The 21,126-nt window shown below is 43.4% G+C and carries 21 protein-coding genes; 14 read left to right on the top strand and 7 right to left on the bottom strand.

Going from position 1 to position 21,126, the window contains the following annotated elements:
- Position 1: 1 nt before the first annotated feature.
- The 4 genes from GTK07_RS07865 to GTK07_RS07850 all read left to right on the top strand — a co-directional run bounded on the left by GTK07_RS07865 (position 2) and on the right by GTK07_RS07850 (position 3,205).
- The gene (locus GTK07_RS07865; protein WP_163634736.1) at positions 2–871 is read left to right on the top strand and encodes a flavin reductase family protein; all 870 of its coding nucleotides are present in this window, start codon (positions 2–4) and stop codon (positions 869–871) included.
- A 129-nt stretch (positions 872–1,000) separates the two neighbouring features.
- Positions 1,001–1,459 carry an SRPBCC family protein gene (locus GTK07_RS07860; RefSeq protein WP_163634735.1) on the top strand — a complete coding sequence of 153 codons (459 nt, stop codon included), beginning with the start codon at positions 1,001–1,003 and terminating at the stop codon, positions 1,457–1,459.
- Positions 1,460–1,546: 87 nt separating this feature from the next.
- A complete protein-coding gene (locus GTK07_RS07855) occupies positions 1,547–2,071 on the top strand; it encodes an SMI1/KNR4 family protein (RefSeq protein WP_163634734.1) in 525 nt (174 codons plus the stop codon).
- Positions 2,072–2,107: 36 nt separating this feature from the next.
- Positions 2,108–3,205, top strand: a complete 1,098-nt coding sequence (locus GTK07_RS07850; protein ID WP_163634733.1) for a pyridoxal phosphate-dependent aminotransferase — start codon at positions 2,108–2,110, stop codon at positions 3,203–3,205.
- 13 nt (positions 3,206–3,218) lie between these two features.
- Here the strand turns inward: GTK07_RS07850 and GTK07_RS07845 are convergent, their stop codons facing one another.
- Positions 3,219–3,680: a lipocalin family protein gene (locus GTK07_RS07845; protein WP_163634732.1), complete on the bottom strand. Its 462-nt coding sequence runs from the start codon at positions 3,678–3,680 to the stop codon at positions 3,219–3,221.
- Between the two features lie 68 nt (positions 3,681–3,748).
- Positions 3,749–6,307, bottom strand: coding sequence for a DUF5916 domain-containing protein (locus tag GTK07_RS07840; RefSeq protein WP_203583755.1), 2,559 nt, complete (start codon positions 6,305–6,307; stop codon positions 3,749–3,751).
- A gap of 343 nt (positions 6,308–6,650) precedes the next feature.
- Here GTK07_RS07840 and rplM point away from each other — a divergent pair, with 343 nt between their 5' ends.
- The 4 genes from rplM to tsf all read left to right on the top strand — a co-directional run bounded on the left by rplM (position 6,651) and on the right by tsf (position 9,698).
- The gene (rplM, locus tag GTK07_RS07835; RefSeq protein ID WP_163634730.1) at positions 6,651–7,106 is read left to right on the top strand and encodes a 50S ribosomal protein L13; all 456 of its coding nucleotides are present in this window, start codon (positions 6,651–6,653) and stop codon (positions 7,104–7,106) included.
- On the top strand, positions 7,106–7,492 hold the full coding sequence (rpsI, locus tag GTK07_RS07830; RefSeq protein WP_163634729.1) for a 30S ribosomal protein S9: 387 nt from the start codon (positions 7,106–7,108) through the stop codon (positions 7,490–7,492). Before rplM ends, rpsI begins: the two co-directional genes overlap by 1 nt.
- A 212-nt stretch (positions 7,493–7,704) precedes the next feature.
- Positions 7,705–8,790, top strand: a complete 1,086-nt coding sequence (gene rpsB, locus GTK07_RS07825) for a 30S ribosomal protein S2 (RefSeq protein WP_163634728.1) — start codon at positions 7,705–7,707, stop codon at positions 8,788–8,790.
- Positions 8,791–8,873: 83 nt separating this feature from the next.
- Positions 8,874–9,698, top strand: a complete 825-nt coding sequence (gene tsf / locus GTK07_RS07820) for a translation elongation factor Ts (protein WP_163634727.1) — start codon at positions 8,874–8,876, stop codon at positions 9,696–9,698.
- A gap of 72 nt (positions 9,699–9,770) precedes the next feature.
- Here the strand turns inward: tsf and GTK07_RS07815 are convergent, their stop codons facing one another.
- From GTK07_RS07815 to GTK07_RS07800, 4 genes are read right to left on the bottom strand one after another with little or no spacing between them, the layout of a single operon-like run.
- Positions 9,771–10,580, bottom strand: coding sequence for a DUF4097 family beta strand repeat-containing protein (locus GTK07_RS07815; protein ID WP_163634726.1), 810 nt, complete (start codon positions 10,578–10,580; stop codon positions 9,771–9,773).
- Complete coding sequence (locus GTK07_RS07810) at positions 10,577–11,452, bottom strand: DUF4097 family beta strand repeat-containing protein (RefSeq protein ID WP_163634725.1); 876 nt, start codon at positions 11,450–11,452, stop codon at positions 10,577–10,579. The genes GTK07_RS07815 and GTK07_RS07810 overlap by 4 nt, the downstream gene beginning before the upstream one ends.
- Before the next feature lie 59 nt (positions 11,453–11,511).
- On the bottom strand, positions 11,512–12,306 hold the full coding sequence (locus GTK07_RS07805; protein ID WP_163634724.1) for a HEAT repeat domain-containing protein: 795 nt from the start codon (positions 12,304–12,306) through the stop codon (positions 11,512–11,514).
- Entirely contained in the window at positions 12,303–12,857 is a 555-nt protein-coding gene (locus GTK07_RS07800) for an RNA polymerase sigma factor (RefSeq protein ID WP_203583754.1), read from the bottom strand. The genes GTK07_RS07805 and GTK07_RS07800 overlap by 4 nt, the downstream gene beginning before the upstream one ends.
- A gap of 160 nt (positions 12,858–13,017) precedes the next feature.
- Here GTK07_RS07800 and pyrH point away from each other — a divergent pair, with 160 nt between their 5' ends.
- The 6 genes from pyrH to GTK07_RS07770 all read left to right on the top strand — a co-directional run bounded on the left by pyrH (position 13,018) and on the right by GTK07_RS07770 (position 20,411).
- Positions 13,018–13,725 (top strand): UMP kinase, encoded by a 708-nt coding sequence (gene pyrH, locus GTK07_RS07795; RefSeq protein ID WP_163634723.1) that lies wholly within the window; start codon positions 13,018–13,020, stop codon positions 13,723–13,725.
- A gap of 27 nt (positions 13,726–13,752) precedes the next feature.
- The gene (gene frr, locus GTK07_RS07790; RefSeq protein ID WP_163634722.1) at positions 13,753–14,307 is read left to right on the top strand and encodes a ribosome recycling factor; all 555 of its coding nucleotides are present in this window, start codon (positions 13,753–13,755) and stop codon (positions 14,305–14,307) included.
- 75 nt (positions 14,308–14,382) lie between these two features.
- Complete coding sequence (locus GTK07_RS07785; RefSeq protein WP_163634721.1) at positions 14,383–16,782, top strand: efflux RND transporter permease subunit; 2,400 nt, start codon at positions 14,383–14,385, stop codon at positions 16,780–16,782.
- Positions 16,783–16,868: 86 nt separating this feature from the next.
- On the top strand, positions 16,869–18,302 hold the full coding sequence (gene asnS, locus GTK07_RS07780; protein WP_163634720.1) for an asparagine--tRNA ligase: 1,434 nt from the start codon (positions 16,869–16,871) through the stop codon (positions 18,300–18,302).
- A gap of 46 nt (positions 18,303–18,348) precedes the next feature.
- A complete protein-coding gene (gene rpoN / locus GTK07_RS07775; protein ID WP_163634719.1) occupies positions 18,349–19,809 on the top strand; it encodes an RNA polymerase factor sigma-54 in 1,461 nt (486 codons plus the stop codon).
- Positions 19,809–20,411 carry a hypothetical protein gene (locus GTK07_RS07770; RefSeq protein ID WP_163634718.1) on the top strand — a complete coding sequence of 201 codons (603 nt, stop codon included), beginning with the start codon at positions 19,809–19,811 and terminating at the stop codon, positions 20,409–20,411. Before rpoN ends, GTK07_RS07770 begins: the two co-directional genes overlap by 1 nt.
- Here the strand turns inward: GTK07_RS07770 and GTK07_RS07765 are convergent.
- Positions 20,406–21,107 carry a porin family protein gene (locus GTK07_RS07765; protein WP_163634717.1) on the bottom strand — a complete coding sequence of 234 codons (702 nt, stop codon included), beginning with the start codon at positions 21,105–21,107 and terminating at the stop codon, positions 20,406–20,408. The two genes, GTK07_RS07770 and GTK07_RS07765, sit on opposite strands and share 6 nt — an antisense overlap.
- Positions 21,108–21,126 lie beyond the last annotated feature (19 nt).

Raw genomic sequence — 21,126 nt, 5'->3', positions numbered from 1 at the left:
CATGATCAAAACCGTAGACCCAACCCAAGTAAGCCAACCGGAACTGCACAGCATTTTGCTCACGGCAGTGGCCCCAAGACCCATCTGCTTTGCCAGTACCATTGACAAAGATGGGAATGTGAATCTGAGCCCGTTCAGTTTTTTCAATGTGTTCAGTTCCAATCCACCCATCATGATCTTTTCACCTTCACGAAGCGGTAGGGACAATTCCTTGAAACACACCCACGAAAATGTATTGGAAGTCCCCGAAGTGGTCATCAACATTGTGAACCACAACATGGCGGAACAGATGTCGCTCTCCAGTACGGCCTATGCCAAAGGGGTGAACGAATTTCAAAAGGCGGGCTTTACCCAAGTGCCCAGTGAAAAGGTACGACCACCCCGCGTGGCGGAATCCCCTGTTTCCTTTGAGTGTACGGTGCAAGAAGTCATCGAATTGGCGCAAACACCCGGAGCGGGCAACCTGATCATCGCCAAAGTGGAGCTTATTCATGTGGACGATGCCTATTTTACCGATGGCATTTTGGACACCGAAAAATTAGACCTCGTGGGCCGCATGGGAGGCAATTGGTACATCCGGGCCATCAAGGATTCGTTGTTTGAAATCCCGAAACCACTCCGCACCCACGGCATTGGGGTGGATGCCTTGCCAAAAGGCATTCGGGAAAGCGAAGTGCTTACCGGAAACAATCTGGGACGATTGGGCAATGTGGAAAGCCTGCCCTCTACCCTAGAAATTGATATTGCCAGTGTGACGGAGCATGCCAAACACCTTTCCAAAAAAGAAATTCATGTATTGGCGAAACGTATTTTGGAAGAAGGGGACACTGATAAGGCCATGGCGTTGTTGTTGTTTGGGGAGCATAAGTAGCGACCCCTAAAGATTGAATATCAATGCAATCAAGCGAAGGGATTTGATATTTGTTTTTACGTTTCAATAAAGGTGGCGTACCTTGAAACTTTCACATCTAGAAACAAATATTTTAAAACCATCCACATCATGAAAAAAATACAATACAAAAAAGACATTAAGGCATCTGCTGAAAAGGTTTACAACACCATGTTGGGCTTGGATACCATTAAGACCTACGAGCAATGGACCTCAGAATTCAACCCAACCTCCACGTATGAAGGAAGTTGGGAAAAGGGATCAAAAATATACTTTGTGGGAACGGATGAAAACGGAAAAAGAGGTGGAATGGTTTCTGAAATTGCAGACAATGTTCCCTTCCAGTTTGTTTCCATCCGCCATTACGGGATATTGGATGGTGATACTGAAATAACCGAAGGTCCTGAGGCTGAAAAATGGGCAGGCAGTCTGGAAAATTATGCTTTACAAGAGCATAACGGCGTAACCACATTAACCGTAGAGACTGATGTGGCAGACGACTACCTTGATTATTTTAACACGACTTGGCCAAAGGCGTTGGACAAGCTCAAGGAGCTTGCTGAAAAATAAGACCTGGGAGGAGATTTGGAAAAGACCGTTGCTTATTTGTTATATGGGTTGGGCTTCAAAAGTTGAAAATAATAATTTCTAAATGTCATGCAAACATTTACAAATCTTCTAAATCAAATATCAGTTATTGCTTTAAAGTTAGGAGATATAGAATTTTCAAAGAGTCATATCGACAATCAATGGCTAGGCAATACACCTGTTGACGAATCCAATATTTTGGAGGAAGAAAGAAGACTAAATATCAAATTTCCAGATGATTACAGGGAATTTCTTTTGATTTCCAATGGGTTTTCCGCTCCCAATGATATTGAGCCAACCTTCGTATCAATAGAAGAAGTTGATTATCTTAAAAATTTGGATAATGACCTAATTGAAATTTGGACCAAAGATGGAATACCCGAAATCGGAGAGGAATTATCAAAAAGTATTGTTGTTGGAGGAATAAAGGAAGAACAATATTTTCTTATCATACCTCCAGATTCCAAAAACCTAAAATGGAGGTATTGGAAATTTGCAAGTTGGATTCCTGGTGAAGAAGAATATACAAGTCTGAACAATTATTTTGAGGAAGTCTTAGATTTTTTGAATCAACAATTAGCAACAGATTCATAAGATGAGATCCATATTAATATTTAAGTTCAATTATCAATGAAAAAAAACATCCAATCCATCTTCAAGCCCCATTTGGAGCCCAAAGAGGTTTATAAGGGAGGAAAGAACATTCCACCCTCAGATAAAAAAATCTACAAACTGTCCTCCAACGAAAATCCGTTGGGGGCATCACCCAAAGCGGTGGTGGCCATGAAAGCGGCCTTGGAGCATATCGACATCTATCCCGACCAAACCGACATTCGCCTGCGGGAAGCCTTGGTCAAGGATTTTGATGGAAAATTAAGTGCCGACCAATTTCTTTGCGGCAATAGCGGTTCGGAAATCATCGATATCCTTTTGAGGGCCTTTATCAATGAAGGAGACGAGGTCATCTATTCCAACCCCTGTTTTTTGCCTTACTCTGTTTTTTCCAGATGGTATGGGGCCAAGACCATTGATATCCCTTTGCTTTCCCCCAACTACGATTTGGACGTAGAAGGGATTTTGAACGCCATTACGGAGCGAACCAAGGTCATTTTCCTCACCAGTCCGAACAACCCAACGGGTACTTATATTCCCAAATCCGTGTTGGACGACTTTTTGGAACGGGTTCCCAAGAACATCCTTATCGTTTTTGATGAAGTATACCGCCACTTTGCGGATGCGGAGGATTATGTGACCGGCCTACCCTATGTTTTGGCTGGACACAATGTGCTTGGTCTGAACAGCTTTTCCAAAACCTACGGTTTGGCGGGACAGCGTATCGGCTATGCGTACACTACCGCCACCATTGCCAACTATATCCGGTTGATCCAAAAACCCTTTTTGTTGCCTTTGACTTCTATTGAAGCGGGCATCGGTGCCTTGAACGATTCGGAGTTTATTGAAAAAACGGTGCAGACGGTTCTCGATGGCAGAACATATCTTGCCCATGAATTTGACAACATCGGCATCAAATACTGGCCTAGCCAAGCCAACTTTTTTATCATCGACCCGCCCTTACCCGAAATGGAATTCACGGATCGGATGATGGAAGAAGGCATTATGGTGCGGCCCGTTTCGCAATTTGGTGCCCCTGGAAAGGTACGCATCACCATAGGTGACCATGAGGCCAATGAGGCTTGTGTTAAATCGATTCGGAAAATAAAACCTTGATTGGATCTGTTTTCTAATCTCTCCTTTCAAATACCAAGGTTACCTGACCAAAATCATCGTCTTCCCCTGTAACCACCAATCTGTCTTTGGTTACAGTTACTGTGGATTCCACTTCTCCATCTTCATCAATGGTCACCAGAGTGTTTCCATCCAAGGTATAGGTGCCCGAAGTGGTCTCGACGCCATCGCAAGTAATGAAAAAACTACTTTCGCTGGCCTCAAAATAAATACCTGTAGTCGCTGTTGAATATCCACCATCCGCGGCGAAGGTAGCAGTAGATGCGAAGCAGTCCAATTCATCCAATAAATTATCGGAAGCAGTACCGTCGTCATTCAGATCAACAGCCTCACCCATGTTAAACTCAATGGCATCCCAAGTACCTACAATGGAGGAACCATCGGATTCTCCATCGTCTGAAGAACAGGAAATTATTAGGGCCGAAGCCAATAAAAGCATGTAAAATCTTTGTTTCATGATTTTAGTTTTAGTTGTGTAATAAAACAACGAACAAAGATTACTTGTAATATTTCGGCTACATGATTTTACAATACAAATCGATACGTGGCTTTTAACAAAAAGATGTTGTGCGGTTTTTGTCCAAAAATGTTATCTCCCAAACTAGGTAAAAGTCCATCGGCCGGATTTCCAGATTGGGTAACGTCTTGGGACCACACCAAAAAGATTTCGGAGCCTGGAATATACTCCCATCGGATCACCAAATTGGAACGGAACTGCACAAAGGAGAAATCGGGGTCATCAAAACTGAAGTCCGTTACACCATCCAGATTTTCATCAACGGAATAGGTTCCATCCGCAAATGATGTTTGAGCTTCATTGTATTGCACAAAACGATCTTCAAAAGTTTGGGCCAAAGGATCGGACACGTGTTTGAACTCGCCATACCTTCCCCTAGAAATAAAGGGTTGCCCCCAATATTGAATGGTCAGGTTGGGATTGATGGTATAGTTCAACCGAAAAGACATGCTTAAAGTACGTTGATCAATCTTCCCATTGAGATATCGCGGAGAGCCATTTACATCATCAAAATTATCAATGAACTGCAGTTTATCATGATTGAGACTCAAGGACGGAAAGGCAGAAATCCTCAAGGCATTAATGGGTTGATATACAAAGCCACCTTCAATATAGTAGGACTTTACAGAATTATCAACCGCCTTTCTCCCCTCATGGAAAACGGAAAACCTGATTTTTTTTCTATTATCCGTATTGATGCCATTCCAAAAACTGAACCATGGCGTTTGTCTTAACCTTGGCCCGCCGCGGAGTGCAAAATTGGAATAATCGACTACTGCATAATTCAGCCCAAGGTTGGTTTGCCAATTGTTTTTCCAGTTTTGCCAGCTATTGGTATTGAACTGCATATAATTATGGTTGCCGCCAAAATCCCAAGCGGTCCAATGGTTATAATTGATTCCTACTTGTCTAAAGGTGTTATCCGGTTTCAGGGTTTGATAACCGATCCAGGTGTAGTGACGGATGTCATCTGCCTGGCGCTGAAAGCCAATATCGTTCAGTTCCAGTTCCGGTGACCTAAAGGTAGCACCTGACTCAAATTTCCAGTGGCCATTCCCTATTTTCCCGATTTGTACATTGCCTCCGGAACCAGTAAGGGAGGTACGGGTTGTATCCACCGCCACATGATCGGCATCTACCCTGTTGAACAAATGGGTGATGGATTGCTGCGTATTGGTGATAGCTTCTGTACTACCCTTAACATGGCTAAACGTAAAATTGCCCCCAACATACCAATCTCGGTTGTTCCACTGGTGCTTAAAATCCAATCCACCGGTAAATGCGCCTTCATGTAAAAAGTTGAGGTTCTGTGGAAGGGTTTCCCTATTGACGGCGGTAAAAATTCCACCGATATACGAATTGCGTTCGTTAAAATCCTTTTGAAGTCTACCTACAAAATAATTGGTGAGCGGTTCCACCATCTCCTTTCTTCTATCTCCTTCCCCATTGATGATCGTAGCCTGTCTTTGTGCTGTCACACTTTCCAACACACCAATGGCCCATCCATTTTTGGTCTTTCCACTGAACTTGGCCGCCCCAATGATCGGGGTATTGTTAGGTTGATCCACAAATTCACCATCGTCCGCATTGGGATATCCTTGGGGACTACGGCCAATTCTCCTTGAGTAAAAGATATTGTCAGAACCAAAAGTGTTCCCTGCTTCGGATTGCGATAGGCGAAAATCGAAGATATTTTTGTTCTCCACAAAAAAGGGTCTTCTTTCCTGAAAGAAAATCTGAAACCCATCCAGTGCTATGGCCGAAGGATCCGCATCTACCTGACCGAAATCGGGATGCACGGTAAGGTCCAAGGTAAGGTCATTGGTAATCCCGATCTTGGCATCCAACCCTCCCGTAATATCATTGTCGCTCCCATCCCTGAAAGGATTTCCTGGCTCTGCCTCATAGGTTTCCATTTTGGCCACGGTGTAAGGTTGAATTTCCAATTGCTTCTGGGGTTCAATGTTCTTCAATCCGTGAAGCTCGCCAAACTCACTGATGAACCCGGCCACATCCCGTGGCAATCGCTGCCAAACGGAACGTTCCTCATCCCTGAAATAGCGTCTCATGACCTGTAGCCCCCATACTTGGTTTTCTTCATTACCGAACTTGATCTGGCTTAGGGGAATGCGCATTTCTGCGGTCCAACCTTCGTCATCAACATTGGTGGCCACATACCAAATGGGGTTCCAGCTATCGTCTTCATTGGAACCGTTGTTGGATTCCAATACATCTCCCTTTACGCCAGCTGCGGTAACGATGAAACCAAAACCGGTCCTTTTGTCATGGTAGCTGTCGATGAAAACACCTATCCAGTCTCCTTCAAATCCATCCCTTCTGGACAATCTTTTTACGATTTTATCGGGTTCGGAATCGTAACAACGTACTCCTATATACAAAGACTTTTGGCCATAAACGATCTTAAATTTGGTCTGATGGCTGGGCGGCGTATTCTCGTCCGGGCGTTGCTCTATAAAATCACTGCCCCACTCCACAAGGTTCCAGGCAGCATCATCCAAAATACCATCGATCACGGGATGGGCCTCTTCAACCAAGGATCGGGTCATGTATATTTTTTTGGGTACTTCTACCTGAGTGGAATCTTGGGCTTTTAGAATAAAAGAAAATAAAAAAAATGAAAGAAAAAGACGCGCCTGTTTCACTTGGTTAGTTTTTTGATTGATTGACACCGTAAAGACCACCAAAAAGGGGAACAGTTACAGTCAATATGTTTTTTAAGGTTTTTTTAACAGAAACAAAGGCGAAATTTGAAGCAGGAAAAGATGCTTCGTGGTAAAATGAAAAAAACAGAAAAAATATTCCCAACCAACCGTTTGTAATTCAATCTAATAATTGTACATTTGCAGCCCGTTTATCGGGATAGGTTATTAAATCAATAATATTCGAGAAGTGGATACATTAAGTTATAAGACTATTTCCGCCAATAAATCTACTGTTGACAAGCAATGGTTATTGGTTGATGCTGAAGGACAGACCTTGGGAAGATTGGCGTCTAAAGTAGCCAAATTGCTTAGGGGAAAATACAAGACCAACTTTACTCCCCACGTTGACTGTGGAGACAATGTTATTGTCATCAATGCCGAGAAGATCACCATGACCGGCAACAAATGGGATGACAAAGTATATTTGAGATATACCGGATATCCTGGAGGACAACGTTCCGCAGGTGCCAAAGAGGTATTGAACAAATACCCTGAGCGTATTATAGAAACCTCTGTAAAAGGAATGTTGCCAAAGAACAAACTAGGCGCAGAAATTTTCAGAAACCTTAAAGTATACGCTGGTGCCGAACACGGGCAAGAAGCACAAAAACCAAAGGCAATAAACTTAAACGACTACAAATAATGGAAGTGGTTCACAAGATAGGCAGAAGAAAAACTGCTGTAGCAAGAGTATATGTTTCTGAAGGTTCCGGTAACATAACCGTGAACAAGAGGGATTTGAACGATTACTTTTCCACGGCCACCTTGCAATACAAAGTAAAGCAGCCCTTTACTTTGACGGAAACCGCAGATAACTATGACGTAAAAGTAAACGTTTACGGAGGTGGTATCACTGGTCAGGCCGAAGCTGTCCGTTTGGCTTTGTCAAGGGCAATGTGCGAGATCAATGAGGAAAACAGAGGAATCCTTAAGCCAGAAGGCCTATTGACAAGGGATCCAAGAATGGTGGAAAGAAAGAAATTCGGTCAGAAGAAAGCCCGTAAGAAATTCCAGTTCTCCAAACGTTAATATTTTTTGGTGCCTTTGCACCCATACAATAAGTTCATTGAAAACCCTGGAAACATTTTTCAGGGTTAAATTTTTAACCAAGTTGTCGTTGTTCCAAAAAGGAAAAGTATCGACTTTTTGGAATTTAGTTTAGCATCTAAATGCATCGGGCGAACCAAAAGTGACCACCAGTGCATTGCTACTACAACGGAACGTAAACTAAGTACTAAAAAATGGCAAGTAAAATTGAAGTAAAAGATTTACTCGAAGCAGGTGTACACTTTGGACACCTAACAAGAAAGTGGAACCCCAACATGGCTCCTTACATCTACATGGAGCGTAACGGGATCCACGTGATCAACCTATACAAAACGGTTGCAAAACTTGAGGAAGCCAACGAGGCCCTCAGTAAAATTGCTGCCTCTGGAAGAAAAATCCTTTTTGTAGCCACAAAAAAACAAGCTAAGGACATTGTTGCGGACAAAGTTTCCAAAATCAACATGCCATATATCACCGAAAGATGGCCCGGTGGAATGTTGACCAACTTTGTGACCATCCGTAAAGCCGTTAAGAAAATGGCTTCCATTGACAGGATGAAAAAAGATGGTACTTTCAACACCCTTTCCAAAAAAGAAAGACTACAGGTAGACCGTTTGCGTGCCAAGTTGGAAAAGAACTTGGGTTCCATTGCCGACATGACCCGTTTGCCAGGTGCCCTTTTTATCGTGGACACCATGCGTGAGCACATCGCCGTAAAAGAGGCCCAAAAATTGAACATTCCGATCTTCGCCATGGTAGATACCAATTCTGACCCAAGGCCAATCGATTATGTGATCCCAGCCAACGATGATGCCAGCAAATCCATCGAAGCCATCTTGGAAGAAGTAACCAAGGCAGTTGCCGCTGGTTTGGCAGACCGCAAAAATGACAAAGCCAGTGACAAGGAAGATGATGAAGACGATTTCTTGGACACTAAAGCTGTTTTGATCGATGAGGATGACGAGGTTCTTGCCGAGGCAAAAAAAGCCAAAAAAGCAAAAGCGGTTGCCGCTCCTAAGAAGGTAAAAGCCGATGAGCTTACCAAAATTGAAGGTATCGGACCAAAAGCTGAAGAGGCTTTGATTGGAAAAGGAATCGCCACTTACGCCGATCTTGCTAAGACCGCTCCTGAAAAAATCAAGGAAATCTTGACCGATGCAAGTTCAACCATGGCCCATTTGGATCCAACTTCTTGGCCAAAACAAGCCAAGTTGGCCGCCGCCGGCAAGTGGGACGAACTGAAAGAATGGCAAGACAGTGTTAAGGGAGGAGTTGAATAAACCGACCTTGATTTAACATTGTCCTAAAACGAAACACTTGAATAGTGTTTTACTTTACATAAATTTTTAAAAAGCATAGAAAAATGGCACAGATTACCGCCGCAGAAGTAAATAAACTAAGACAGACCACAGGGGCTGGAATGATGGATTGTAAAAAAGCTTTGGTTGAAGCTGAAGGCGATTTTGAAAAAGCGATAGAGATCCTTCGCAAAAAAGGCCAGAAAGTAGCCGCCAACAGAGCTGACAGGGAATCCTCTGAAGGTGCGGCCATTGCAAAAGTGAGTGCAGACAACACCCAAGGCGTCGTGATTTCATTGAACTGCGAAACCGACTTCGTTGCCAAAAACGAAAGCTTTGTGAAATTGGCCAACGATCTGGCCGAGCTTGCCCTAGGTTTTGACAGCAAGGATGCATTCCTAGCCGCTTCTTTTGAAGGCATTACAGTTGCCGATAAATTGACCGAGCAAACCGGTGTGATCGGCGAGAAAATCGAAATTGGAAGTTTTGAGAAATTGAGCGCTCCCTTCGTTGGATTTTACATCCACGCTGGTAACAAGATCGCTACTTTAGTAGGTATGTCCGCTAATGTTGCAGGTGTTGCCGAAGCTGCCAAGGATGTGGCCATGCAAGCCGCTGCCATGAATCCAGTAGCCCTTAACGAAGAAGCTGTGGATCAGTCTATCATCGATAAGGAAATTGAGATTGCCAAGGAGCAATTGCGTCAAGAAGGCAAACCAGAAGCAATGTTGGACAACATCGCCAAAGGTAAATTGAACCGTTTCTTCAAAGACAATACCTTGGTCAACCAAGATTTCATCAAGGACAGCAAAGTGAGCGTTGCCCAGTATGTGAAATCTGTTGATGCCAACTTGGTTGTAACCGGTTTCAAAAGAGTAGCTTTGGGATAATCCCGAATTATAGAAATAAAAAAAGGCCCCATTTTAAAATGGGGCCTTTTTTTATGCTTGGATTTTTCCTCATTACTTTGACTTGATCATGATGTCACCATTAAAGGTCTTGAACAAAAGTTCGGGACCTCCTCCATTGATCTTGCCCTTTACCCATTGTTCCAACTTCACCTTATAACTGCCAGATGTCTGCTTTTTGTCAACCAATGGTTTGTTCTCCGAAATGTCCATATCAAAATCGGTGTAAACATCACCCATATCCGATTTGGCCTTTACACTGGCCTTTAAAGCATTGGGGAAGGTCACTTCAACGTTTCCATTGAAACTGCTAAAAGCCATGTCCGTCATATTTCCCATCCTCTTGAAATCCACTTTTACCGGGCCATTGGTCGTATTCGCCGATACGGCACCTTCCACATTCAGAAGGGAAATGCCCCCGTTCACATTGCTGATCTCCAAATCACCGGACACACCAAGCACTGAAATATCCCCATTGTTTACCGTGCTCAATTTCAAGGAGAAATTATAGGGCACCTTGATGTCGAAATCCGTCTCTTTACTCCACATTTCATTGTTGATCCGCACCACATTGTTCTTCTCCTCGGCACTGATGTTGAGTCCAGACCCCCCTACACGCTTCATGCCATTTTTCTCCTTATTGGGTGATTTTCCGTCCTCCGCTACGGCAACCTTAACAATGACCTCCTTTCCTTCGTAACCAGTCACAGAAATAGACCCGCTGATTTGGTTAAGTTCCAATTTTCCTTCTTGCCCTGGATTACTCAAGGGAATGGCAAACAAATCTATTTCCTTTTCCTGTGCGGACAATACGCCTGTAAATAACACAAGGGCACCAATAATTATACTTTTGATCTTCTTCATGACTTGTTATTTTTTTTGATGAATACATTCCCGTTCAAGGTTTCAAAATCAAAATCCACTTGACCGCTACCGATCTGGACCACTGGCCTTGACTCGAACTTGAATTTTGGCTTGTCGCCTTCACCTTCATTTTTACTGGTCTTTACAAATTGCTTGTTGATATCGAAATCCGTGAACATTTCTCCGTTCATGCTTTTGAACGAGATATTGGCAGAGAGTGATTGCTGGTAAGCAATATTGATATCCCCGTTCAAGGCATAGTACCGCGAAGCCACATTGGGATTTTTTGAATATGAAATATCCACATCACCATTAATACAGCTTACCTTGGTTTTTCCTGTGATGTTGTTCAAGGAAATACCCCCGTTTATGTTGTTGGCCTCAACGGAATCGCCATTCGTATTCTCGACCAAGATATCGCCATCGTTAACGGTACTTACATTGATTTTAACTGAATTTGGCACCTTTAAATTAAAATTCAGCTTGTGCTCATAGGGCACGTCATCATTTTTATTGCACCAGTTATAACTTAGCTTATCCTTATCAAATTGTATGTAAGGAGCATCCGGATGGAGAATGATACGATTGCTTTCCGCAATAACTTGGAGCTGCAGTTCCTTTTTTCCCAATTCCAGATCCTCCACATTTTTTGCCGTAATGATACGCTCTACTTCCAGCACCACCTCATTTCCGTTGTAGCCTTCCACGTTCACCGATCCGAATACATTCTTCACTATTAGACTGTTGTGGATATCATTGGTAAGGGCAACACCTTTTTTGATGACCTCCCTAAACTCTTTCTTCTGTGCCTTGGCACCCAACATGCCCACTCCCAAGGAAAGGCACGTTAAAATAAATAACCGTTTCATCATTTTAAAAATTAGACTGTTCGTAATTTGATTTGCGCCCAAAGGGCGGATTGATAAATAAACTATATGATGGATTCAATACTCCTTTCTATTCGTTTTTTGACCGTGGTATCCAACTGTTTTTGCTTCAACAACTGCTTGAAGGGTTCTATGGACGCTTTTTCTTGAAGGGCCACCATCAAATTGGCCAAGGTTATCTGCAAAATGGGTGACTCCTGGTTCGGAATGGATTGCACCAACCCTTGCCTAACCTCAGGTTTGTCCACATAATTGGTCAAGGATTCTATGGCTGCCAACCTCACATTTACATTGGGGTCACTATTGAGTGTTTTTAAAAGTGCCTTGATTACAATATCGTCGGCGTTCTCAAACTTATTGGCTTCACTCACTCCTTGCAAACGTTGGTTGGCCGATGGCTGGTCCAATAGGGTCAATACCAACTTTTGGCGCACCTCTTCGGTTTCATTGTTGGCAGCAATGGTTTGCCTTGGAATCGTTTCCACATCGGGCCTTAAAAAATACCCGAAACCCAAACCGATCAGGAGCAGAAAACTACCGATGACCCATTGTGGCCTAAAAAATACTGAAAGTATGGATGTAAAACTTTGTTTGGGCACCCTTCCCTGTTCCTTTTCCATTTCTGAAGACAGCATGCTAAAAAAGGCATCGTCCATTTTTCCCGAAGGTTCGGGAGTTTGCATGGTATGTAGTAGCTCCCAAGCTTTCAATAATTCATCGTACTTTTCACGATACTCCATACGCTCTTTAAGGAATGTTTCAAATTCCTTTGCTTCGCCTTCTGAAAGGTTTCCGCACAGATAGTCCATCGTCCATATTTCAAACTTTTCTTCCATCATCTCGTTTCCAATTGTAAAAAAATCGTTTTCAAATCCTTCAACGCCCGGTGCACCCTAACCTTGGCAGCTCCTTCGGAACAGCCCAAAATCTCCCCGATTTCTTGAAATTTTAGTTCCCTGTATTTGCTCAACAGCAGTATTTCCTTTTTTTCGGCGGACAGAAGTCCCAATGCCCTTCTCAATAAATGGGCATCCCCTTGCAGATCCATTGCCTCGTTCAAGTAATCCCCCGTTCCCCTATCCACTTGTTCTGGGGACACATTCCTAGAGACTCCTTCACGAGAAACTTTTTTGTGATGATCGTAATGGACGTTTCGGGCCATGCTGAACATCCAAGCGGTAAACGGACCTTCACCTGTAAAGGATTGCCTATACTTTAAAATCCTCACGAACACATTTTGCACCAGATCTTCGCTTAATGAAGGGTTGTTGCCCATATTATAGAAAAATCCAAATAGCTTCTTTTTATGTCGCTCGTAGAGCAGGCCCAACTTGTCCAAGTCGCCACTTTTCACTTTCATCATTAAAACGTTGTCGGTCAGTGTTTGCAATGATTTGTTTTTTGGTCTGTTGAAGGATATACCGTTGTTTTTGAAAAAGGTTACAGAATGTATGCAATTTTTATTCAATCGAATCTCAGGTACACCCCTTTTTCAATAGTTTCCCATAATTTTTTTTGATTATTTTTGTCCCGACTTCAAGAAACCTTCAATGCGATACAATAGAATTTTATTAAAACTGAGTGGAGAGGCCTTGATGGGCAAAAAGCAATACGGAATAGATGGGGACCGTCTGGCCGAATATGCCGATGAGATCAAGAGCGTAGTGGATAAGGGTATTGAAGTGGCCATCGTCATCGGCGGCGGTAACATTTTTAGGGGTCTTGCCGGGGCCAGCCAAGGAATGGACCGTGTTCAAGGGGACCACATGGGTATGTTGGCCACCGTAATCAACGGATTGGCCCTACAGAGTGCTTTGGAGCTTAAGGGCATCCAGACCCGTTTGCAATCTGCCATCAAGATCAACGAAGTTGCAGAACCCTTTATCAGAAGAAGGGCTATACGCCATTTGGAAAAAGGCCGGGTCGTCATCTTTGGAGGTGGAACCGGAAATCCATATTTCACCACAGATTCCGCAGCCGTTTTGAGGGCCATCGAAATAAATGCCGATGTGATCCTGAAGGGAACCCGAGTAGATGGAATTTACACTTCCGACCCTGAAAAAGATAAAAATGCGACCAAGTTCGATTCCCTTTCTTTTCAGGAAGTACTTTCCAAAGGATTGAAAGTAATGGATACCACCGCTTTTACACTAAGTCAGGAAAACGAACTACCTATTGTGGTATTCGATATGAACACGCGCGGAAATTTGATGAAGATCGTATCCGGGGAAAACATTGGAACAGTGGTCAACGTATAATTTGATATTGAACTAAAAAATAAGAGCATGGACGAAGAAGTAAAATTTGTACTTGATAGCGCAAAGGAAAGCATGGATGCCAGCATTTCCCACTTGGAAAAGGCCTTTATAAAGATCCGTGCCGGAAAGGCCAGTCCCGTAATGTTATCTTCCGTAATGGTGGATTATTATGGCTCCCAAACACCGCTTTCCCAAGTGTCCAACATCAATACTCCAGATGCCCGTACCATTTCGGTACAGCCTTGGGAAAAAAACTTGATCGGTGAAATTGAAAACGCCATCATGAACGCCAATTTGGGTTTCAACCCCATGAACAATGGTGAAACCGTCATCATCAGCGTACCACCCCTTACCGAGGAAAGAAGGGTGCAATTGGTAAAACAGGCCAAAGCCGAAGCGGAGGACGCCAAAGTGAGTATCCGTAGTGCCAGACAAGAGGCCAATAAGGAATTGAAATCCCTTGAGATTTCCGAAGACCTTTTAAAAAATGCCGAGGCGGACGTTCAGGAACTTACCAATACCTATATCAAAAAAGTGGACTCCCTGCTTACCGTGAAGGAAGCAGAGATCATGAAGGTTTAAAACTTGATCATTGATAAGCTGCTTTCCTAGGAACACAGCCAATCATTTTTTACCTTTGCGCCCAATTAAACCAAAATGGTAGCAAAGCTCACACAAGGTTTTTGGACCAAGGTCGCACGCATTATTCTTCGAAATAGGATTTTGATCCTAGTCGGCATTGTGGCCGTTACTGTTTTTCTGGCTTTTCAATGGAAAAACATCAAGTTTTCAAATACGGAGGCAAACCTCTTGCCAGACGACCACCCTGCAACCATCCAATACAATAACTTCACTAAAATATTTGGGGAAGAAGGAAACGCCATTGTGCTGGCCGTGAGGGATACCGCTTTGTTCAACCCAGAAAATTTCAACCGCTGGAACCGTTTGGCCAAACAGTTGGACGCCTTCCCGGAAATTGATTTTGTGGTTTCCCTTGAAAACTTGAAGGTTCTGGAGAAGGATGACAAAACCCAGACGTTTGTCATGAATCCTTTCATCAAATCGCCTCCAAAGACCAAAGGGGAAATCGATTCCTTAAAAAATCACCTTTTTAACGAGTTGCCTTTTTACGACAATCTGGTCTACAATGCAAAAAGTGGTACCATTCAGACCATTGCCTATTTGGACAAGGATATCCTGAACACGGCAGTTAGGAACCAGTTTATATTGAACGACCTTGGCGATCTGGTAAAAACCTTTGAAGAGGACACCCAATTGGATGTAAGGGTGTCGGGCATGCCCTATATCCGAACCTGGAATACCAAATCCATTGTGGATGAAATCGGAATCTTCATTGGGGCCGCCCTTTTGGTCACCTCCTTGATTTTCTTCTTTTTCTTCAGGAGTTTCAGGGCCACATTTATCTCCATGTGCATTGTGATTATCGGGGTCATGTGGGCTTTCGGTATATTGGGGTTATTGCAATATGAAATCACGATCCTTACCGCATTAATCCCCCCTCTGATCATTGTGATCGGGATCCCAAACTGTATATTCCTCATCAACAAATACCAACAAGAGGTTAAGAAACACGGTAACCAAGCCTTGTCATTGCAAAGGGTCATTTCCAAGATTGGAAATGCTACCTTGATGACCAACATCACCACTGCTTCCGGTTTTGCCACCTTCATTATTTTGGACAGTGACCTATTGAGGGAGTTCGGTATCGTGGCATCCATCAACATTATTGGAATCTTCGTGCTTTCCTTGTTAATCATACCGATCATTTACAGTTTTATGGCGCTTCCGAAAACGAAACACCTAAAACACCTGAACAAAAAGTGGATCGATCTTTTTGTAGGTAAGATGGAGCACCTTGTCCGTGAGCATCGAATTGCAGTCTATATGGTAACTGTTGGCGTTTTGGTAGTGAGCGTAATCGGTATCAACCAGATGAAAATTACTGGAAGCAGGATTGAAGACTTACCAAAGAACACCGAATTTTATAAGGACATCCAATTTTTTGAAGAAGAGTTCGACGGTATCATGCCCATGGAAATTGTGGTGGATACCGAACGGAAAAATGGGGTGATCAAGCCAGCCACCCTAAAACGAATGGACCAATTGGGAACTGTCATTGATGAAATTCCGGAATTGTCCCGACCCATTTCCATCGTTGATTTGATCAAATATTCAAAGCAGGCCTTTTACAATGGCATCCCAAAGTATTATCAATTGCCCACCAGCCAAGAAAACACCTTCATCATGGATGCAGCCAGGAAGTCATCCACAGAGGGCAATCTTTTGGAAAGTTTTGTGGACAGCACTGGGCAAATCGCCAGATTGACTACCTATATGCAAGATGTGCCCATCGATCGTATGGAAGAAATTGAGAAGGATGTACAGGAGGCCATAACCAAATCCTTCCCTCCGGATAGGTTCAATGTGTACATGACGGGTAAAGCATTGCTGTTCCTGAAGGGCACCAAATATTTGGTTGCAAACCTTGTGATGTCGCTGGCTTTGGCTATCGGCCTAATTTCACTGTTCATGGCCTATTTGTTCCGTTCGTTTAGGATGGTCATCATATCCTTGGTACCCAATTTGCTGCCCTTACTGATCACCGCAGGACTCATGGGCTATTTAGGCATCCCGATCAAACCATCGACCATTTTGGTTTTCAGTATTGCATTTGGGATTTCGGTAGATGACACCATACACTTTTTGGCCAAATACCGGCAAGAACTGGCCACACACAAATGGCACATTAAAAGATCCGTCTATGCCGCTCTACGGGAAACAGGGGTGAGCATGTTCTACACCTCCATCGTATTGTTTTTTGGTTTCTCGGTGTTCATCCTCTCCAGTTTTGGGGGAACAAAAGCCTTGGGAGGTCTGGTATCGGCCACTTTGTTATTTGCCATGTTGTCCAACTTGATCCTGTTGCCTTCCCTACTCCTTTCCTTGGAAAGAAGTATTGCCAACAAAGAGGTGCTTAAAGAACCTCAGATCGACATTTTGCCCAAAGAAGAGGACAATCCCAAGCACAAATCCTAGGAAAAGGGCCATAAATTACACGGTGGCATTGCCATCGTTTTTGTCCAAAAACCTATCTTTACCGACTAAATTACGATAGCCTAACAATGAAGTCTTATTCCATAAAAGAATTGCTAGAAAAGCAGCCCGTAGGAGATTCCGTAGTAGTTAATGGATGGGTAAAAACATTTAGGAGCAACCGATTTATAGCCTTGAACGACGGTTCAACCATACATAATTTGCAATGCGTCGTGGATTTTGAGAAATTGGATGAAACGGTACTCAAACAGATTACGACCGGCTCGGCCCTGAAAATTTCCGGGACGTTGGTGGAAAGCCAAGGAAAGGGACAAAGTGTGGAAATTCAGGCCGAAGATGTTTTTGTACATGGTACTGCCGACCCTGAAACCTACCCCATTCAACCTAAAAAACACTCCTTGGAGTTCTTGAGGGAAAAGGCACACTTGAGGGTAAGGACCAACACTTTTGCCGCGGTAATGCGGGTGCGATCAGCTTTGGCTTTTGCCATCCACAGTTATTTTCAGCAAAAAGGGTTCTATTATATGCATGCCCCGATCATTACCGGTTCCGATGCCGAAGGTGCCGGGGAAATGTTCAGGGTGACCAGTTTGGATGCCAAAAAACCTCCCTTGGATGAAAACGGCAATGTAGATTACTCAGAAGACTTTTTCGGGAAGGAGACCAACCTGACCGTATCAGGGCAATTGGAAGCGGAAACCTATGCAATGGCATTGGGGAAAGTGTATACGTTCGGGCCTACGTTTAGGGCAGAGAACTCCAATACCTCCCGCCACTTGGCCGAATTCTGGATGATCGAGCCCGAGGTGGCTTTCAACGATTTGGCTGCCAACATGGACCTGGCCGAGGATTTCATCAAATCCATCATCCGATACGTGTTGGAGCATTGCAAGGACGACCTTCAATTTTTGGAAGGCCGTTTGTTGGACGAGGAGAAATCGAAACCACAAGCCGAACGTTCCGAAATGACGTTGTTGGAAAAGCTGAGATTTGTGGTGGAGAACAACTTCAAAAGGGTTTCTTATACCGAAGCCATCGATATTTTAAGGAACAGCAATCCCAACAAGAAGAAAAAATTCCAATATATTATTGAAGAATGGGGTGCCGACCTACAAAGTGAGCACGAACGCTTTTTGGTGGAAAAACACTTTAAATGTCCGGTGATTCTTTTCGATTATCCTGCCAAGATCAAAGCATTCTATATGCGATTGAACGAAGATGGCAAGACCGTTCGGGCCATGGACGTACTTTTCCCCGGTATCGGGGAAATTGTTGGAGGATCTCAAAGAGAAGAGCGTTTGGAAGTGCTTCAACAAAAAATCAAGGACCTCGGCATTGATGACAAGGAATTGTGGTGGTATTTGGACCTTCGCAGATTCGGTACGGCCGTACACAGTGGTTTTGGCCTTGGGTTTGAACGTATGGTGCAGTTCGCCACGGGTATGGGCAACATCAGGGATGTGATCCCTTACCCTAGAACCCCGCAGAATGCGGAGTTTTAAATTGAATTAATACCTTTATGGTCAGGAAGATTTCAATTCTATCCTTATGCTGAAACAACATCTACAGTTTAAGCTTTCCCAGAAACTGTCTCCACAGCAGATCCAGCTCATGAAGCTCATTCAATTGCCAACCCAAGCTTTTGAACAACGCTTAAAACAGGAGTTGGAAGAAAACCCTGCCCTAGAAAGTGGAAAAGAGACGGAGATTGAGAACATGGATGATGTTTACGATGACACCTATGACGATTCCGGGGACAACGAGACCATTGAGGCAGATGACATCAATATTGATGATTATCTAAGCGATGACGAAATTCCCGATTACCGCACTCAGGCCAATAACTACAGCTCGGACGATGAGGAAAAAAGCATTCCGTATGCCGCGGGAATATCCTTCAACCAGCACTTGATCAACCAACTCAACACCTTTTACCTAGATGATGAGGAATGGTCCATTGCCGAATTTTTGGTGGGCAGCGTAGATGAAAGTGGTTATATCCGAAGGCCGATTTCCGATATTATGGACGACCTGGCCTTTACCCAAAACATTTATGTGGATGAAAGCAAGATCCAATCCGTGCTCAAAATAGTACAAGAACTGGATCCACCGGGAGTGGCGGCCCGTTCTTTGGACGAATGCCTGATCCTTCAATTGAAAAGGAAAGAGCGAAAACCTTCGGTAGAGTTGGCCATCAGTATCCTTGATAAGTCCTTTGAACAGTTTACCAAAAAACATTACGACAAGCTCATTCAAAAACACCATGTGACCGAGGAAGAGTTAAAGGATGCCATTTCGGAAATAGAAAAACTGAACCCAAAACCGGGTGGCTCCTATTCTGGAGGCACAAGGATGATCGAACATATTGTTCCCGATTTTTCCATCAGAATTGTTGATGGTGAACTGGAACTAAGCCTTAACGGCAGAAATGCCCCTGAACTTCACGTTTCCAGGGAATACAGCAATATGTTGGAAGGTTATAAAAACTCCAAGGAAAAATCCAAATCCCAAAAGGATACGGTACTGTTCATCAAACAGAAATTGGACGCGGCCAAATGGTTCATTGATGCCATTAGACAGCGCCAACAGACCCTGTACATCACCATGAAGACCATCATGGACTATCAGGAGGAATATTTCCTGACGGGTGATGAACGTAAACTGCGACCTATGATCTTGAAGGACATCGCGGATAAGATCGATATGGATGTTTCCACGGTTTCGCGTGTGGCCAACAGCAAATATGTGGATACACCCTATGGCACCAAATTGATCAAGGACTTTTTCTCCGAAGCCATGAAGAATGAACAAGGGGAAGATGTGTCCACCAAGGAGATCAAAAAGATTTTGGAGACCGTAATCGGTGACGAACAGAAAAAGAAACCGCTAACGGATGATAAACTGGCTAAGATCTTGAAGGAAAGGGGCTACCCCATTGCACGGCGTACGGTGGCCAAATACCGGGAACAGCTAGGTATTCCCGTGGCGCGGCTTAGAAAGCAGATCTGATGCGCCATGTTTTCCATATCATCTCGTACATTTTCCATCCACTTTTTATACCATTTGGAGGCACGGTCATCTATTTTGTAATTGCCCCGTACAGCACATTGGAAATTGAAAGTGGGAACATCCTTCCCATCTTCATCCTAACAGTGATCATCCCCATTATCTTCTTTTTGATCCTAAAAAATTTAGGGGTGATCAGTTCCATTTTTCTGCCAACACTCCACGAGCGCAAATACCCGCTTTATATCAGCTGTGTCATCTTTTTGATGATCTTGTACAAGGTAATACCGAATAATTACGTAAACGAGCTCTTTTACTTTTTTACGGGCCTATTGACCGCCTCTAGTGCGTGTCTTATTCTACTTTTTCTCAAATTCAAGACCAGTATGCATCTATTGGGTATGGGAACCCTGTTGACATTCATGATCGCCCTCAGTATCCACTTTGAAAGGAACATCACACTTGCAATCAGCCTGTTTACCTTGTTCACGGGATTGGTGGCCACTTCTAGACTTTACCTAAAGGCTCATGACAGAAATGAATTATTGATAGGTTTTTTGATCGGGTGTTGTTCCCAATTGATCATTTTAAAATATTGGCTATAGGATGTAGAAAATCACTCCTATTCGCAAGGCCCTGATATCGATGGATTCCCCTGTACCAAGCACCGTCCCATTCTTCAATAACGGATTTAGGGCGTAATAGACATGGATGTTCCAGGTATTGTAGCCAAAATTGACCATAATCCCGTACTGCCATTTTTCAATATCATCATTGACAAAACCATTGGTTCCGATATCAGTCACTACCCTTGACCGTGCAGAAAAAACATAACCCAATTTGGCCCCGGCATAAATCCGCCAGAATTTATATTCCTCTGAGGTTGATGTTCTCCAACGAATTTCAAAGGGCAATTCCACGGCGTGGGTACCGAACTTGCTGCGATTAAAATCAGAAACATCCTTTACCTCATACACCAGTGTATTGGCATTTTGGGACACTACAATATTGGAATAATAGGAATTGACGGCATAGCCCAAGCCAAGCCCAATACCAAAATTTCTGCGTTGATTGAAAGGAATATCCTTTATAAAGCCAGCTTGAAGATTATAGGAAAGATTACGCTGCACTACACCATCCGGTTTTCCCAATAGTACATTGTACCCGAACCCTGCATAGAACTGATCCTCCAAATACCTTGAAAGATCCTTTTGATCTGTCTTTATTTCTGTTTGGGCATTGAGTCCGAGGGAAAGAAACCCAAGAAACAACATCCACAAATTCATAATCGATTTACCCATTGTATTTCTATAAACAAAA

The sequence above is a fragment of the Flagellimonas sediminis genome (assembly GCF_010500845.1).
Classification (GTDB): domain Bacteria; phylum Bacteroidota; class Bacteroidia; order Flavobacteriales; family Flavobacteriaceae; genus Flagellimonas; species Flagellimonas sediminis.
This window is presented reverse-complemented; position numbering and strand designations above follow the sequence as displayed.